Annotated in this window: 13 protein-coding genes; 1 reads left to right on the top strand and 12 read right to left on the bottom strand. The window is 48.3% G+C overall.

The genetic code is table 11. The features are described from left to right. Positions 1-331: 331 nt before the first annotated feature. The 11 genes from VN447_RS21010 to VN447_RS20960 form a co-directional block, all read right to left on the bottom strand. Positions 332-1,033, bottom strand: coding sequence for an IS6 family transposase (locus VN447_RS21010; RefSeq protein ID WP_325527998.1), 702 nt, complete (start codon positions 1,031-1,033; stop codon positions 332-334). Between the two features lie 77 nt (positions 1,034-1,110). After that, a complete protein-coding gene (rlmD, locus tag VN447_RS21005) occupies positions 1,111-2,499 on the bottom strand; it encodes a 23S rRNA (uracil(1939)-C(5))-methyltransferase RlmD (RefSeq protein WP_325527996.1) in 1,389 nt (462 codons plus the stop codon). Positions 2,500-2,629: 130 nt separating this feature from the next. Beyond that, positions 2,630-5,059: an ATP-binding protein gene (locus tag VN447_RS21000; RefSeq protein ID WP_325527994.1), complete on the bottom strand. Its 2,430-nt coding sequence runs from the start codon at positions 5,057-5,059 to the stop codon at positions 2,630-2,632. Positions 5,060-5,352: 293 nt separating this feature from the next. After that, positions 5,353-6,027, bottom strand: coding sequence for a type II CAAX endopeptidase family protein (locus tag VN447_RS20995; RefSeq protein WP_325527992.1), 675 nt, complete (start codon positions 6,025-6,027; stop codon positions 5,353-5,355). 111 nt (positions 6,028-6,138) lie between these two features. Then, positions 6,139-7,581: an Asp-tRNA(Asn)/Glu-tRNA(Gln) amidotransferase subunit GatB gene (gatB, locus tag VN447_RS20990; RefSeq protein ID WP_325527990.1), complete on the bottom strand. Its 1,443-nt coding sequence runs from the start codon at positions 7,579-7,581 to the stop codon at positions 6,139-6,141. A gap of 4 nt (positions 7,582-7,585) precedes the next feature. Further along, positions 7,586-9,046 (bottom strand): Asp-tRNA(Asn)/Glu-tRNA(Gln) amidotransferase subunit GatA, encoded by a 1,461-nt coding sequence (gene gatA, locus VN447_RS20985; RefSeq protein ID WP_325527989.1) that lies wholly within the window; start codon positions 9,044-9,046, stop codon positions 7,586-7,588. A gap of 17 nt (positions 9,047-9,063) precedes the next feature. Further along, positions 9,064-9,354 carry an Asp-tRNA(Asn)/Glu-tRNA(Gln) amidotransferase subunit GatC gene (gatC, locus tag VN447_RS20980; RefSeq protein WP_325527987.1) on the bottom strand — a complete coding sequence of 97 codons (291 nt, stop codon included), beginning with the start codon at positions 9,352-9,354 and terminating at the stop codon, positions 9,064-9,066. Positions 9,355-9,408: 54 nt separating this feature from the next. After that, positions 9,409-11,439, bottom strand: coding sequence for an NAD-dependent DNA ligase LigA (ligA, locus tag VN447_RS20975; RefSeq protein WP_325527985.1), 2,031 nt, complete (start codon positions 11,437-11,439; stop codon positions 9,409-9,411). Between the two features lie 25 nt (positions 11,440-11,464). Further along, the gene (pcrA, locus tag VN447_RS20970) at positions 11,465-13,687 is read right to left on the bottom strand and encodes a DNA helicase PcrA (protein ID WP_325527983.1); all 2,223 of its coding nucleotides are present in this window, start codon (positions 13,685-13,687) and stop codon (positions 11,465-11,467) included. Positions 13,688-13,833: 146 nt separating this feature from the next. Next, positions 13,834-14,070, bottom strand: coding sequence for a DUF3343 domain-containing protein (locus VN447_RS20965; protein WP_325527981.1), 237 nt, complete (start codon positions 14,068-14,070; stop codon positions 13,834-13,836). 38 nt (positions 14,071-14,108) lie between these two features. Next, positions 14,109-14,315 carry a sulfurtransferase TusA family protein gene (locus VN447_RS20960; protein ID WP_325527979.1) on the bottom strand — a complete coding sequence of 69 codons (207 nt, stop codon included), beginning with the start codon at positions 14,313-14,315 and terminating at the stop codon, positions 14,109-14,111. A 239-nt stretch (positions 14,316-14,554) separates the two neighbouring features. On the opposite strand from VN447_RS20960, the gene VN447_RS20955 reads away from it, so the two are divergent. Continuing rightward, positions 14,555-15,442: a LysR family transcriptional regulator gene (locus tag VN447_RS20955; protein ID WP_325527976.1), complete on the top strand. Its 888-nt coding sequence runs from the start codon at positions 14,555-14,557 to the stop codon at positions 15,440-15,442. On the opposite strand, the gene VN447_RS20950 is transcribed toward VN447_RS20955, so the two are convergent. After that, complete coding sequence (locus tag VN447_RS20950; protein ID WP_325527974.1) at positions 15,433-16,428, bottom strand: GGDEF domain-containing response regulator; 996 nt, start codon at positions 16,426-16,428, stop codon at positions 15,433-15,435. The genes VN447_RS20955 and VN447_RS20950 overlap by 10 nt on opposite strands.

Genomic DNA, 16,428 nt, shown 5'->3' with positions numbered 1-16,428 from the left:
TGGGCTCACACGCAGGGGATCGCGAGCCTAATTGTCAATCAGGCTGTTATTCCGCCGCATTTAATACCTTTAAAAGGAGCAATGCTGGATAAATCAATAGAGTTGCTGATTGACGGGCTCATAGCGGCATCCCGGAAAAGTCAAAAAACTCCAGACGGTGAATAGGCCGTTGCATCGCCAGATGATTCTTCTAAGCCATCCATCGGTGGAGTTCCATACTTTCCTGCCAAAAATCTGACAGCAGGAACCGCAGATTACTCTACCCGCAAAAGGATTGGTTCTGGTGCGAAAATTATACAAAGGCAAAGAGGCCCTATCTTTCACAAGAAGATCAAGCTACGATACCCATAATCTTGTTTATAAATTCAACTTCAGAAAGGACACGTTGAATTTCTTCAACCTGCCCCTTTCTAATCATATGCATGGTCTCAATTCCACAAATTGTTTTCTCAGCAGTCTCAAAGTTGCCAAACCCAAGCTTTAGTTTGACTTTTCGTTTAATAAACCGGTGGTCTTGTTCAATTATATTGTTTAGATATTGTACTTTCCGGAGTGTTGTTCCGACTGAAAGAGTTCCACTATAAATCATTTCATGAATAGCAATTTCAGTTGCAGCATACTTGTCAGTCGTTATTACTCTTGGGTGCTGATTATGTATGGCTTTCAGAGCCTTTTTGAAGAACTTCTTCGCTGCATCTTTATCACGATGTTCAGACACAAAAAAGTCGATGGTATTTCCTGCAGAGTCTACAGCTCTATATAAATATGCATTTTTACCCTTAATCTTCAGATACGTTTCATCCATCCTCCACGAATCATTTGTTGGTCTAAGATGTTTTCTGACTCTGTCGCTAATAATTGGAGAATACTGATGTACCCATCTCATAATAGTGGTGTGGGCTAAATTTAAGCCTCTTTCTTCAATCATTTCAACAAGCATCCTATAACTTAACGGGTATTTGAGGTACCATCGAACGCACACCATTATAATATCTGACTCGAAATGCTTCCATTTAAATACGTTTTGTGACATTCTCTTTACCCCGAATTTCAAGTTTTGGGTTAGATTGTATCACGGCTTTATTTTTTGCACCAGAACCCAAACTATTACTATTCCTGGGCTTTCCGTTCTATCACCGCAACTGACTCAACGTGAAACGTCTGCGGAAACATATCAACAGGCTGAATCTCCCGTGCCACATAACCCAAGCTGCTCAAAACAGCCAAATCACGGGCCAGTGACGCGGGATTGCAGGATACATAGACAATACGCTTTGGTTCCATGCGCACAAAGGTCTCCAGAACTTTTTGCTCACAACCGGCACGGGGTGGATCGACGACAATGACGTCTGGTCTGATGCCCTGTTTAAACATGCGCGGCATAATGTCGATGGTATCGCCGACAATAAACTCGACGTTACGCACATTGTTGGTGACGGCGTTTTTGCGGGCGTCGATGATGGCCGGTTCGACGATTTCAATGCCGTATACCTGTGCGGCTTGGCGGGCTAGGAACAGGGTAATGGTGCCTGTGCCACAGTAAGCGTCAATGACTGTTTCAGCGCCGGTCAAGCCGGCGTACTTGACGGCCTGGTTATAGAGCACCTCGGCTTGGGACGTATTAACCTGAAAGAATGACCTTGCCGATATGGCAAAACTAAATTCGCCCATCTTGTCGGTGATCGTGTCGCGTCCCCAAAGAGTAACCGTTTCATTACCCATTATGATATTGGTGCGCTTAGAATTAACGTTTTGAACAATACTGACAAGTCCTGCTATGTTGCTTTTTAGCCGTTCAATCAGCGCTTCACGCTGCGGCAGGCGGTCAGTTGCTGTTACCATTACTACCATGACTTCGCCTGTAGCCGTACCTACCCGTCCCAGGACATGACGAATAATGCCTTGACCGGTAAGCTCGTCATAGGGTTCAATGCCGAGTTCGCCAATCACTGACCTGACTTCCCGGACGATATCGTTATTGACCTGATGCTGGATCAAACAATTATCTGTATCTACAATATCATGGCTGCCTTGGGCATAGCAGCCTATAAGGATTTCGCTATTTTTATGCCCCACAGGAAACTGCATCTTATTGCGGTAATACCAGGGAGTATCAGCACCGAGTGTCGGATGAACGACGACCTCAGGCAATTTGCCAATACGGGTAACAGCATCAACCACCTGCTGCCGCTTGCTATGTAATTGTTCCTCATAGGTTAAATGCTGCAGCTGGCAGCCGCCACATTTATTGTATATGGCACATTCCGGAGTAATCCGGTGAGGTGACGGGGTGCGAACGGTTACAAGGCGGCCAACAGCATATGTTTTTTTGACTGTAGTAATGACTGCTGATACTGTTTCTCCTGGTAAGGCGTGCGGCACAAATACTGTGAAGTCCTGGTAACGGCCTACGCCCTCACCGCTATGGCCTAGTCCGGTAATCTCGATACTATAGCTTTGTCCTTTTTCTACAGGAACTAATGAAACTTTATTTACCACGAAATGTCACCTTTTCTTCAATATGTTAAATAGAGGGCGGAGATATCCGCCCTCTTTGCTCAATCTTTCTTATCCTGTTAGAAAGGTTAACTTTCCGCCTGGATAAGGGCAACATCGGCTTTCGCTTTCGCTAACGCTCGGCGGAAGCCGTGTTTTCTTTATCGTCTGAAGACTTTCCTAGTTTTATCAGAGTATCGGTGTATTCTTTAAGTTTTTGACTGACAAGAGCATTAACGGTACCAGCAGGATAAGTACTATCAGCGTTTAGTTCACCGGCTGGTGTTCCTGTCAGGATTTCGATGCCTTGATCGATAGTCTTAACCGGGTAGATATGGAATTTACCCTGGCGTACTGCTTCAATAACTTCATCACTCAATTGGAGGTTGCTGACATTTTGGTGTGGAATCATGACACCCTGGTTGCCTGTCAGCCCTTTTAGCTTGCATACTGAGAAAAAGCCTTCGATTTTTTCTGTCGCGCCGCCGATAGGCTGAATCTCGCCTTTCTGGTTAACAGAGCCGGTGACAGCGATATACTGCTTGATCGGCAACTCTGACACACTTGACAAGATGGAGTACAGTTCAGTGCTTGACGCGCTATCGCCGTCAACGCCGTCATAGAGTTGTTCGAAGGTCAGACTGGCAGTCAGTGTCAGCGGATGTTTCTGCGCATATTTTTGCCCCAGATAACCGCTTAAGATGAGCACCCCTTTAGTATGACTGGTACCACTGGTCTTGGTCTCACGCTCAATATTGATTATACCGCTTTTACCAAGATAGGTATTGGCGGTAATACGGGACGGCTTGCCAAACATGTACTCGCCGACTGACAGAACTGCCAACCCGTTGACTTGGCCTACTTTTTCACCCTCTGTGTCAATTAACAGATGCCCTTCGGCAAACATCTCCTGCAGGCGTTCTTCATATTTATTGGCACGGTAGCGTTTTTCTTCAATCGCTTTTTTAATATGATCTGCGGTAACGATCTGGCTGTTATCCATGGTAGCCCAGACATCGGCTTCGCACAGGATCTCAACAACATCATTAAACCGGGTGGTAAGTTTGTTCTGTGACCCGGTCAAGCGTGAGCTGTATTCAACAATCCGGGCCACTGCCGACTTGTCAAAATGCTTGAGTTTCTCCCGGCTGACAGTTGAGCTGATAAAACCTGCCAGTTTTTGAATATTGACAGGATTGTTCTCCATAACAACATCAAAATCGGCATGGGCTTTAAACAATTTCCGGAAATCCTCGTCATAGTTGTATAAAAGCTGGTAGATGTATGGATTACCAATTAATACGACTTTTACGTTGATTGGAATGGGCTCTGGCTTTAGCGAGGCCATGGCCAACACGCCATATTGCTCACCCAGATTCTCAATTTGCAGTTTTTTGGTCTTGAGCACCCGTTTTAATGCTTCCCAAGCACCGACATTTGCCAACACATCACGGGCATTTAAGATTAAGTAGCCGCCATTGGCCTTGTGTAAAGCTCCTGGCTTGATCATCGTATAGTCGGTGCTGACGACGCCCATACGGGTTTCGTATTCAGCCCGCCCCACTAGATTGTAATAGGTGGGGTTAATTTCAACAATGACAGGTGCGCCCTGGGTCTCCCGATGCTCTACTAAGAGATTGACATTGTACTTATCTTTGGCGTCTTGGGCAGGCCGTTTAAATATAGCCAAAGGATTATTGTCTTCTTCAGGCTGCGGCTTAAATTCGTTGACATTTTTTGATACATCTTGCTTGATGGCCTCCAAGTAATCGACAACCGTCTTGTGTCCATCGTACTTGGCTTTAAGTTCATCAACCAAATTTCCGGCAGCATACAGTCCGATTTTGATATCAAGCTGTTTTAATTCTTCGCGTGTTCCCCGTTCCAGCAGTTGAATACGACGAACAACATCCATACCTTTTTCATGGACGGCAAACAAGTTTTTCTCAATCGCATCACGCTGTTCTTTTTCCAATTTTTGAAAATCTTCAGGAGCTAATGCCTTCCCGTCCACCATCGGCAGACCAACAAAACCTGTTGAACTCCATTGTGGAGAAATCCCCTGTGATTCAGCGTATTGAGTAAACTCTTCAACCATTACTGACCGTTGTTCCTGGTATTGTTTTAGCAAGCTTTGCTTGGCCTGCTCATAATCCTCACTGCTAAATACCTTAGGAATATTAGTTTTCAAGTCCTCAACAAGCTCTTTCATGTCTTGCTTAAACTCATGCCCCATCCCAGCAGGCAACGCTAAGGCAATGGGTTGTCCGGGGGTTTCTAAATTATTTACATAACACCAGTCGTAGGGAAGTTCCTGCTGGCTGGCCACTTTCTTAACCGCAGCTTCGGCATACGTAATCTTACCAGTGCCGACTAAACCAGAGATGAAGATATTGTAGCCGGGATTTTTGGTAAACAGGCCAAATTCAACGGCTTTTACCGCCCGTTCCTGACCAATCATGACCTCAAGCGGCGACACTGTTTCCGTTGTAGCAAAGTTAAACACGCTGTCATCACAGTTAAAGCGGAGTTTTTCGACCGGCAATTCCTGACTTATGGTCATGAAAAGAAGTCCTCCCTTTGTTTTCATCTACCCAAGCATAAGCGCCGCAGACCCGCTTTTGTGATTACTTGCTAACAAGCGCGGCCATACAGGCTGTTGGACTACCATTGGCGCGGTGAATTGACACACATTTGCAGCACTGCGAAAAGTTGTCACATTCAGTTTTAGGGCATGGACAGTTGACATCAGGCTTAAGGCAGCTGGCTTCTTGCTCTTTACACATCATCATCACTCCATCTATGCAAATTTAGTCACATAGATGTTTTTTTCTACTGCCTGCCAAAAAAATCCTGCTAAATGAGCGGCACACCCAGGTACATCATAACTATTTTGCTGGTATTTATGAAAGAATGTGCCGTAATCGAGGTTATTAAGGACCCTGTCCAAAAATACAGTAAGGCAAAACCTATGCCAACAATAATCATCTCAACAAGCCAATAGGCGTTGAAATGGAACAGGGCGAAAATTGCGGCACTGAATAAGGCTCCGCCCCACAGCCCCCACTTGTCTTTCAGAGGAAGAAATGTAAATAGTCGATAAAGCATTTCTTCCGTAACCGGTGCAGCAATACCGGCCAGAAACAACGGAATAACAAGCTGCTGCCAGGACCAGGCTGCCTGTACCTGGGCTACTATCGGGTGCTGGGTCGGTGAAACCAAAAGCACTGTGGTATACAGGCGCTCACTATAGAGGCTGATAAATAATAGTGCCAGCCCGCCTGCCAGACCTTTCACGATATTTCGCCCCCAGTTGTTTAACGAAAGCCCCAGCGCTCTCAAGTCACCCCTGGTATCGCGGACTTTCCACAGCACTAAAGCCAGTACAATCAGGCGATCAGTCAGTTCGATGACCAACGGACTCGCCTTGAAAAAAAGCGGATATACCAGCCGCACAATGAGTATTCCGACTGCCAGGCGCAAGATATGGACAGATAATACGGCTCGTAAATCCCAGGTAGCTTTTAGCATGATAATAACCTCATTTTTAGGCGTATCAATACCATTATGCGCGGTCAGATAGGCTTTCATGCAAAAAAAGGACGCGGAAAACCGCGCCCTGTCTGGGAATTTATGCTTATATTACAGTAAGGACAGTCGATCTTTTAACAGCTTATTTACAAGCTCCGGATTAGCACGGCCTTTGCTTTGCTTCATAACCTGACCGACCAGGAAGCCAATTGCTTTTTCTTTACCGGCTTTAAAATCAGTCACTGACTGCGGATTGGCGGCAATAACACCGTCAACTATGGCAACAATAGCGCCTTCGTCACTGATTTGGACAAGCCCCTGTTCTTTCACAATGACCTCGGCATCTTTGCCGCTGTCCCACATGCCTTCAAATACTGTTTTGGCAATCTTGCCGGAAATAGTACCTTTAGTGATCAGTGCAATCAAACCAGCCAACTGCGCTGGCGCAACAAGGCAATCCTCTACAGATTTACCGGCAGCGTTAAGATGCTTGGATACATCGCCCATCAGCCAGTTAGCTGCCGCCTTGGCATCAGCTCCAGCCTTAACGGTGGCGTCATAATAGTCAGCCATGGCACGGCTGACAGTGATGGTCTCAGCATCATAGGCCGACAGACCGTAGTCTGCCATCAATCTGGCCTTGCGGGCATCAGGCAATTCAGGCAGGCTGGCCCGGATACTTTCCACCCTGGCCGGGTCAACAACGATAGGAACAAGTTCAGGTTCAGGGAAATAGCGATAATCATGCGCCTGTTCTTTGTTGCGCATCGATAATGTTATCCCCTTATTTTCGTCCCAGGAGCGTGTCTCCTGAATGACGCGGCCGCCCTCTTCCAGCAGCTCGGTCTGGCGTTCTACCTCATACTCAAGACCACGCTGCACTGACCGGAAGGAGTTAAGGTTCTTTAATTCAGCCTTAGTTCCAAAGGGCTCGGTGCCGGCAGGCCGGAGCGAGACGTTGGCATCACAGCGTAGGCTGCCTTCTTCCATCTTGCAGTCAGACACATCAATGTATTGCAGGATAGCCTTGATTTTTTCCAGATAAGCCTTGGCTTCTTCAGGTGACCGCAGGTCAGGCTCGGACACAATCTCGATCAGCGGCACACCTGTCCGGTTATAGTCAACCAAGGCATACTCACTATTGCTGATAGTACCTGAGTGAACTAGCTTGCCAGCGTCTTCTTCCATATGTACACGGGTTATCCCGATGCGTTTGGTCTCGCCGTTCACTTCAATATCCAGGTAACCGTTGACAGCGATCGGCAGGTCATACTGCGAGGTCTGATAGTTTTTGGGCAGGTCAGGATAATAGTAGTTTTTGCGGTCAAATTTACTGAACGGCAGGATTTGGCAGTTGAGAGCCAAGCCTGCCCGGACAGCGAACTCCACTACTTTTTCATTAATGACCGGGAGCACACCCGGCAGCCCTAAGCATACCGGGCATACGTTAGTATTCTGATCGGCGCCGAATCTGGTGCTGCAGCCGCAGAATATTTTAGATTCGGTTTTAAGTTCTGAATGGACTTCAAGTCCAATAACTGTTTCATATTTCATGGCGTTAAACCTCCCCCAGCGGCGCAAAACGCGTATGGTAATCATTAGCCTGTTCGAAGGCGTAAGCCGCCTGAATAATGGTGGCTTCTGCCAACGGTTTGCCGATGATCTGCATACCGACAGGCAGACCCTGAACAAAGCCGCAAGGTATTGATATACCTGGCAGACCGGCCAGGTTAACCGGGATGGTGCAGACATCCTGCAGGTACATAGCCAGTGGGTCGCTGAGTTCGCCAATTTTGAAAGCGGTAGTCGGTGCTGTCGGCGTAATCAGGATATCCACCTCGGTAAAGGCTTTGTCAAAGTCTTGCTTGACCAAGGTGCGCACTTGTAAGGCTTTCAGATAGTAGGCATCATAATAACCTGAGCTTAGGGCGTACGTGCCGAGCATAATGCGGCGCTTAACCTCAGGGCCAAAGCCTTCACTCCGGGTTTTCTTATACATATCAATAATATCGTTGCCTACCGCACGATGGCCAAACCCTACGCCGTCATACCGGGCCAGATTGGAGCTGGCCTCAGCCGGGGCAATCAGGTAATAGGCAGGCAGAGCATACTCGGTGTGCGGCAGGGACACTTCCTTGACCTCAGCACCCATGGCAATCAGCTGGTCAACAGCCTTTTTAATGGTCGCGGCGACTTCCGGCTGAATACCGGCGCCAAAATACTCTTTCGGCAGGCCAATCTTGAGACCTTTGACATTGTTTACGAGCGCCTTGGTATAGTCAGGGGCGTCGATATTAATGGAAGTAGAGTCTTTAGCGTCATAGCCGGCGATCGCATTAAGCACAAGGGCGCAGTCGGTGACATCCCGGGTAAAGGAACCAATTTGGTCAAGCGACGAGGCATAGGCCACCAGGCCATAGCGGGATACACGGCCATAGGTTGGTTTAAGGCCGACATTGCCGCAGTAAGCAGCCGGTTGGCGGATGGAACCGCCGGTATCTGAGCCGAGGGCCCAAATAGCCTCACCGGCTGCCACCGCCGAGGCTGAGCCACCGCTTGAACCGCCGGGCACACGGTCAGTGTCCCAGGGGTTGTGGGATACAAAAAAACCCGAGTTTTCCGTAGAGCCACCCATAGCAAATTCGTCGCAGTTTGCTTTACCTGTCAGAACAGCGTCCTGCGCCGCCAGCTTGTCTACAACAGTGGCGTCGTAAGGCGGAACAAAGTTAGCAAGAATCTTGGAAGCACAGGTAGTCTTAATCCCTTTGGTACAGATGTTGTCTTTGAGCGCGCCAGGAATTCCGGCCAGTGGCGCAATTGTCTCGCCACGCCCAATTTTAGCGTCAACGGCGGCTGCCTGAGACAGCGCTTGTTCTCTTGTCTCAGTTATGTAGGAGCGTATCTTAGATTCGACATCGTCTGTTCTGGCAAATATGTTCTTTGCCAGCTCAACGGCCGATATTTCTTTTTTTACCAACATGCCGTGCAGAGCATGTGCAGTCTGTTTAAATAATTCCACTTCTTGACCTCCAATCCTTACCCTTCCATTATCTTCGGAACCTTAAAGTAGCCATCCTCAGCCTCTGGCGCATTTGATAATGCCAGTTCCCGCGGCAGTGAAGGCTTGACCACATCAGGCCGCATGACATTCTTGAGCGGTAAAACGTGGGCAGTCGGCTCGACACCTTTGGTATCAAGCTTATTTAAAACATCAGCGTATTCTAAGATAGCGTTAAGCTGTACAGCATACGCATCCAATTCCTCGGGTGCCATCTCCAGCCGGGATAACAGGGCTACATTTTCTACAGCTTGGCGGTTTATTTTCATATTATCACCTTCCTAAAGGCAAATGTGCCAATATTTTCAATAACAGATATTATATCATGCCTGCGGCTTTTGCACCAGCGTCCGGAACTGTTCTTCGTCCAAGACAGTGATGCCCAGTTCATTGGCTTTGTCCAGCTTGCTGCCGGCCTCAGTACCAGCAACAACATAGCTGGTCTTTTTGCTAACAGCTGACGACACCTTGCCGCCGCAAGCGGTGATAAGCTCTTCGGCTTCTTTGCGCGCCATCGACAACGTTCCTGTCAATACAAAGGTTTTGCCAGCCAGTTCCTGACTTACAGTGGCTTTACGTTCCTCTGTCAGCTTTATGCCAGTTGCCTTGAGTTTTTCAATATATGCCAAGTTATCGGGATCGGCAAAATAGTTTGCCGCACTTTCGGCAATCTTGGGGCCGATCTCGTCAATTGTCATCAGCTCTTCAGCACCGGCTGCAGCCAGTCTGTCAATGTCGCCATACCTCTGGGCCAGAATTGTCGAGGCTTTGGCACCAACATATCGTATGCCAAGAGCAAACAGCGCGCGGGCTAAACCTGCGTCTTTACTGGCGTCAATGGCTGCGACCAGATTTTTGGCCGATTTTTCGCCCATACGTTCAAGGGCGGCTAGGGCTTCCGGCTTTAGGCTGTATAGGTCGGCTGCATCCTGTACAAGCCCGGCTTCCAGCAGACTGGCAATGACAGCCGGCCCCAAACCGTCTATATTCATGGCATCACGGGAAACAAAGTGGATCAATCCTTCACGGAGAAGCGCCGGGCAGCGGGGGTTGACACACTTATGGGCCACCTCCCCCGGCTCGCGCACAATAGGCTTGTCGCATTCCGGACATGCGGCCGGCATAATAAAGGGCTGCTCACTGCCTGTGCGACGGTTAGTCACAACCGATATCACCTCAGGAATAATCTCCCCGGCTTTATGCACAATCACAGTGTCGCCAATGCGAATGTCTTTTTCTTCAATATAATCAGCGTTGTGCAGGGTAGCCCGGCTGACAGTACTGCCAGCCAGCCGTACCGGCCTCAGTACAGCCGTTGGGGTCAGTGCACCGGTGCGCCCTACGCGTACAAAGATATCTTCGACAACGGTGGTTGCCTGCTCTGCCGGGAACTTATAAGCAATCGCCCAACGCGGATCTTTGGCTGTCGAACCCAAGACGCGCTGGCTGGCCAGGCTGTTGACCTTAATCACTAAGCCGTCAATATCATACGGCAAGTCAACCCGCTTTTCGGCCCAGCTTTCACAATATGCTGCAACATCCTCAATGTTATTAAATAGCCGGTAATTAGGGTTTATTTTGAAACCCAGTGTCTGCAGCTTTTCCAGCATGGCAGAATGGGTTGTCACACCAAGTCCCTCTTCCGTCCCTAAGCCGTGCATGAAAATATCGAGAGCCCGCTCAGCCGTGATTTTGGGGTCAAGCTGGCGGATAGAACCGGCGGCCGCGTTCCGGGGATTGGCCATTAGTGCTTCGCCGGCCGTCTCCCTGAGTGTGTTAAGCCGGTCAAATTCGCGCCTGGGCAAATATACTTCGCCGCGCACCTCCAAAAGTGGCGGAATACCGCCATCCTCATGCAACACCAGTGGCACCGACCTGATGGTACGGATGTTTGTTGTCACATCTTCGCCGAACGTACCATCGCCCCGGGTAGCGCCCCGGCTGAGTCTGCCTTGTTCATACACCAGATTCATAGCCAAGCCATCAATCTTGAGTTCAACAACATATTCTACGTCGGCACTGTCAAGACCGCTTCTAACCCTGGCATCAAAACTCCTCAGCTCGCCGGCGGAAAAAGCGTTGCCTAAGCTAAGCATCGGCGTTAGGTGGGCTACCCGTTCAAACCCGTCAGCCGGAGCCCCGCCCACGCGCTGGCTAGGTGAATCAGGCGTAATGAGCGAGGGGTAGGCTGTTTCAATATCAATGAGCTGTCTGAGCAGGCGGTCATATTCAGCATCACTAAGTTCAGGATTATCGAGCACATAGTAGCGGTGGCTATGATAATGAATGGTTTTTCTTAGGTCTTCAATTTCTTGCGCGGCAGCAGCTAAGCTAGCCGGTATCACTGTATTCATGCCTCTAACCCCCGAAAAGAGTGTATTAGACTCTGCTGATTGGCGCCATTTGGGCCAGTAGTTTTTTTATGCCTTCATTGGGAAAAGCAATACTAAGCTGCAGGTTGCTGCCGCTGCCAGTAACAGCAACAATCGTGCCTGTGCCCCACTTAGCGTGATATACCTTTTCGCCGGGCTTCCAGTCGGTATTGCTCGACTGTGCCGTAGAAAGAACCGGGTCTTTAAGAAGGATCAGTTCCGGTTTAGGCATGGTCGTAGGCGGCGCCATAGTCGCGGCAGCCGGACGGCTTTGCATCGGCGCTACATAGCTGGGCCGCTTCGGCGCATAGCGTTCGATAAGCTCAGGCGGAATTTCATCTAAAAAGCGGGATGGCGAATAGCATACTGAATTACCATAGATCATGCGCTGTCTGGCATTTGAAATATAAAGCTTGCGCTCGGCCCGGGTGATACCCACATAGCATAACCGGCGTTCTTCCTCCACTTCACGTTCGTCCATGAGGGTACGGACATGCGGGAAGATCCCTTCCTCCAAGCCAGCCAGAAATACAGTGGGAAACTCCAACCCTTTGGCTGAGTGCAATGTCATAAGGGTAACTTTATCATCGCTTTCTTCAGACTTATCGGTATCTGTCAATAGGGCCACATGGCTCAAGAAGTTTTCCAGCGTGTTGTCCTGCTCGTTCTCAGCGAATTTTTTGGCATCACTCTTGAGTTCTTTCAGGTTTTCAATCCTGGTCTCTGACTGGGGGTCATCGTCGGCTTCAAGTTCAGCCAAATAGCCTGAGTCGCGCATGACTTTCTCCACTAGATCGGCAACAGCTAGTGTATGCTGACAGGCCATTAGGTTGAAAATAAGCGCAGCTAACGATTCCAGCTGATTTTTAGCACGCGCGGTAAGGCCTGGAACCAAATCAGGATTCGATACAGCGTCAAACAGCGGCACATTGTTTTTGGCTGCATAGTCAGCCAAACGCCCAATCGTAGTATCACCAATTCCCCGGCGCGGCACATTAATAATGCGGAGCAGGCTGATGGCGTCAGACGGGTTGAAAACCAGTTTAATATAAGCCATAATATCTTTTATTTCTTTACGGTCATAGAACCTAAGTCCGCCAACCATAGTATACGGTATCGCGCCATTTCGCAACCCTTCCTCAATAACCCGTGACTGCGCATTAGTACGGTACAGGATGGCGATATCTTTATAGGGTGTGCGGTATACTGTATTGAGCTTAATGATATTATCGGCGATATAACGGGCTTCGTCCCGCTCATCCATTGCCAGGTAGTGTGTTATTGTATCACCTGCTTGATTATCGGTCCATAGTGACTTTGCCTTACGATTGCAGTTATGTTCGATAACAGCGTTAGCAGCGTCCAGGATAGTCTGCGTTGAGCGGTAGTTTTGCTCAAGTTTGATTACCTTGGCGTCCGGGTAGTCTGTTTCAAAGTCCAGGATATTTTGAATGTCTGCACCCCGCCAGGCATAAATGCTCTGGTCAACATCACCTACCACGCACAGGTTCCGGTATTTAGCGGCCAGCGTCCGGGCCAACAGATACTGGGCACGGTTAGTATCCTGGTATTCGTCAATGAGGATATAGTGAAACTTATCCTGATATTTTTCCCGAACCATGGCATTATATTCCAGCAGCTCAACCGAAAGCATTAGAAGATCATCAAAGTCCAGAGCGTTATGGACTTTTAACTTGTTCTGATACAGCTTGTACACCTCGGCTACTTTGAGGTTATAGAAATTATCGGCCTGGGAGGTAAATTCCCGCACATCCTGCAGCGCATTTTTGGCATTAGAGATGGTAGATTGAACACCGTTGGGAGTAAACTGCTTGTCATCAAGATTGAGTTCCTTAATGCAGTTCTTGACAAGTGTCTGGGAGTCACCGGCGTCATAGATAACAAAATTGCGATTGTACCCGCCCAGATTTTCAATCTCCATACGCAAAAATTTAGCACAAAAGGCGTGAAACGTGCTAAGCCAAATATCCCGGGCAGCCAGACCGACAATGCCAGTCACCCGTTCTTTCATTTCAGCGGCCGCTTTGTTAGTGAACGTAATGGCAAGAATATTGTAAGGCGCCACCCCCTGCGCCAGCAGGTTGGCAATCCGGCTAGTCAGTACTTTGGTTTTTCCTGAACCGGCGCCTGCCATAATCAGGAGTGGCCCGTTGGTGTGGGCGACAGCTTCCTGCTGAGCCGGATTCAGGCGGTCAAAAATTTTATTCATAGCTTCCTCCCAATGTTAAGTAGGGTTAAACATATTTATTTTCTCCACACGTTCCTCTTTTCCTGTCGCACTCTAAAGAAAAAAAAATAAGAGCCCGCTTTTGCAGACTCTTAGCGAATTAAAAATACGCCATAGGTGTCGTGGGATTAATAGGCTTTAATCAACTTGACACCCTTTTGCAGCATGGCAACTCCTTTGGCCCCCAACACCTCGACTGCCTTGTCAACCTCTTGCTCGGCAACTTGGGCAGCCAACCCTTCACAGGAAGCGCTTAATTCACGCGGCACCGGTATTAACTCAGCACTGATGCCGTGCTCTTTCAATATTTTTTTGGCCCGGAATGCGTGATAAACTGAAGGAAATGTAATTACACAACTGAGCATATACTAACCCTTTCATAAAATCGGCGTAGTCGTTTACCCTATTTGGATATGTTAATAGTATATTCGCCGCCTGCCTCAAAACATTCAACACGGAAATTTTGAGACTTAGCATATTTAATAATGTTTTCTTTCGCTGGCGGTTCGTCAACCAAAACGCTGACAATATCGGCAGCAGTCAGCGCAGCCTTGGTCTTAATCAGTAGTATTGGGCAGCTTAGGCCTCGTACATCAAGAACATTCGCCATAGCTTATCAAACTCCTTTACCTACTGGCACAAGTTTTTCTCTGAATAGACAATACCACCCCGGTGATAATAATTAACCAGTTCACACCATCACCTCATAGAAAATATTTTTAGTACATAAATAAATATTATATATTAACAATAATATTCCTGCCCTGCCAGGCTTTAACAGGAAAATTTATCTTACTCTGCGAATTAATTACTGTAGTTTAATCCGCACTAATTAATTGAGGTGAAAGCATGTCTTATATACAATCTTTAACTGTATTCTCATATGTTGCCGAAGAGGGAAGCTTTTCGGCTGCCGCAAAAAAACTGGAGCTTACGCAGCCAACAGTTTCATTTCACATTGACAACCTGGAAAAAAATTTTGGATGCCCGTTGTTTATACGGACATCCAAAGGGGTCTCCTTAACAATATACGGTGAAAGACTGTATGAGACTACCCGAATAATAAACGACCTGATTGCCGGTACCCATAAAGAAATTCAAGCCATGGCGCAGGGTTCAGCCGGCCGGATACTTCTTGGCGCCAGCACAATTCCCGCAGATTATATCTTACCGCCGCTGCTCTCCCATTTCCTAAAAGACCACCCCGGCCTAAGCATATCCTTAGTAACAGACGACAGCCATACTATCCTGGAAAAGTTTAATCATGGTGAATTTCCCATTGCCGTAATCGGCACTAAGCCGGATGACAGCCTTATTAGCCAACCGCTCTGGACTGATAATCTGGTGCTTGCAGCCCACCCAGACTACAAAACAGTGGCCCAAAGCTCCCCGGCCAAAGACTGGTTGCTTACTTTGCCGTTTATTTTACGAAAAAAATCGTCAGGCACGGCAAGCTCGGCCCTAGACGCACTAGGCCGCTTCGGTGTTACCGCGGACGAGCTTACTGTTGTTATGGAAGCAGGCAGCAATCAGGCTGTAAAAGCCGCCATTATGAATAAGATTGGGGTTGGCTTTATCTCGGCCTGGGCCGTTGAGGCTGAGCTTGCATCCGGACAGTTAATTGCACTGCCGCTGCCCGAGCCGGTAATCGAGCGCCAATTTTATGCTATTAGCCGCCAGCCGCTGCTGCCGGCATGCCTGGACCTATTCTGGCAATACCTCATTACTCAGAGGTAGGCAGTAGAAGTAGACACTTTTACCTGATTGCGCCCGCTGTTTTTCGCCTCATACAATGCCTTATCAGCCTGGTTAATCAGTTTAGGGGGCGTGTCTGTCAACGTCACCTGGCCACCGGCAACTCCAATGCTCACCGTTACATGGTCAGACACTTTTGAGGCACTGTGCGGTATATTACACTCTTCGACAGCAGCGCGAATGGTTTCAGCCAATGCCTGAGCGCCTTCGATACCTGTTTCCGGCAGAATAATGACAAACTCTTCACCGCCAAAGCGGGCTAGCAAATCACCTGGCCGCTTCAACACACTGCCGGCGGCGGCTGCCACCTGCTTTAAGCACTCGTCGCCTTCCTGGTGGCCGTAAGTGTCATTATAAAGTTTAAAAAAGTCGATATCGAGAAAGATAACCGACAATTCCTGCCCTGTTCTGACTGCCCGCCGCCATTCCATATCATACATCTGATCAAAATGCCGCCTGTTCGCAATGCCGGTTAACCCGTCCAGCGATGACAGGCGGCTTAGTTCTCTATTGGCGTCTTCCAGTTTTTCCAGCACTTTTACCAGATCAGCCTCCCGGGCTTTGCGCTGATCTGTTTCGGCTTTGATTTTCAGCGCTGAATGAACTCGTGCTTTAAGTTCAAGCTGTTTAACAGGTTTGCTGATAAAGTCCATCGCACCGGCGGCAAATGCTTTGTCTAACGTCTCGGCGTCAGCGCTTGCTGTAATCATGATCACTGGTACATCTTTGAAACATTTGTGTGATTTCAAGAGTGAGCAGGCCTCGATCCCATCCACACGCGGCATTATAACATCCATCAGGATAAGATCAATATGCTCTGCCACACAAGCCGGCTGATCTAACCCTAGCAAGGCGAAGGCATCAGTTGCTGATTCGGCGGTAACGATCTCGCTAAACCCATTATTCTCTAATGTTCTTTTTATCAGCGTACGGCTGTCAGCCGAATCATCCACAAGCAAAATTGCCAC

The organism is Sporomusa sp., from assembly GCF_035561155.1.
Taxonomy (GTDB): Bacteria; Bacillota; Negativicutes; order Sporomusales; family Sporomusaceae; genus Sporomusa.
Note: the sequence above shows the minus strand (reverse complement) of the source record. Positions and strands in the feature narration are given on the sequence as shown.